This is a genomic window from Lunatimonas salinarum (genome assembly GCF_017811155.1).
GTDB classification, from domain to species: domain Bacteria; phylum Bacteroidota; class Bacteroidia; order Cytophagales; family Cyclobacteriaceae; genus Lunatimonas; species Lunatimonas salinarum.
In genome coordinates this window covers 1-601 of sequence record NZ_JACVCV010000105.1, presented here as the reverse complement: position 1 = coordinate 601, position 601 = coordinate 1, and the positions used below count along the sequence as shown (strand labels likewise).

Sequence of the window (601 nt, the reverse complement as noted above, 5' to 3'; positions counted from 1 at the left end):
GAAAGATTCCGATCGTATTCTACCCTGTATCTCCGTTACCGCCTATCTCCAAGCCTCGCAATGACGTGGGCAGGGGGCGTTTCGGTGAATTGCGTCATTGCGAGCGACGTAGGAGCGTGGCAATCTCCAAACCAGGACATAAGGGTATTGTTACCGAATGTAGGCTCGAACGATTTGCGAGTCTTGCGTTTTCTAAAAATCTCACGTCTCACATCCCACCGTCTCTCACCTCCTCAATCATCCTCGGGTTTTGGCGGGAGAGGGGTGGCAGGATGGATGTTGTTGGCGGCCAAAACCGGGTGTAGTCGTGATTGCTTATGCTATAAACCTGCCACCCCTTCGGGGTTGGGCCCGTCATTGCGAGCGACGCAGGAGCGTGGCAATCTCCAAGCCAGAGCATAAGGGTATTGTTACCGAATGTAGGCTCGAACGATTCGCGAGTCTTGCGTTTTCTAAAAATCTCACATCTCAGATCTAACCGTCTCCTCAAGGAGATTGCTTCGGCTTGATACTAGTTGACGGTCTACCGAAAGATTCCGATCGTATTCTACCCTGTATCTCCGTTACCGCCTATCTCCAAGCCTCGCAATGACGTGGGCAG

1 protein-coding gene is annotated in these 601 nt (G+C 52.1%); it reads left to right on the top strand.

The window, feature by feature from the left end:
• Positions 1-305 (top strand): hypothetical protein (locus IAQ59_RS22105; protein ID WP_209333023.1); only part of this gene is annotated, 305 nt, incomplete at its 5' end.
• Positions 306-601 lie beyond the last annotated feature (296 nt).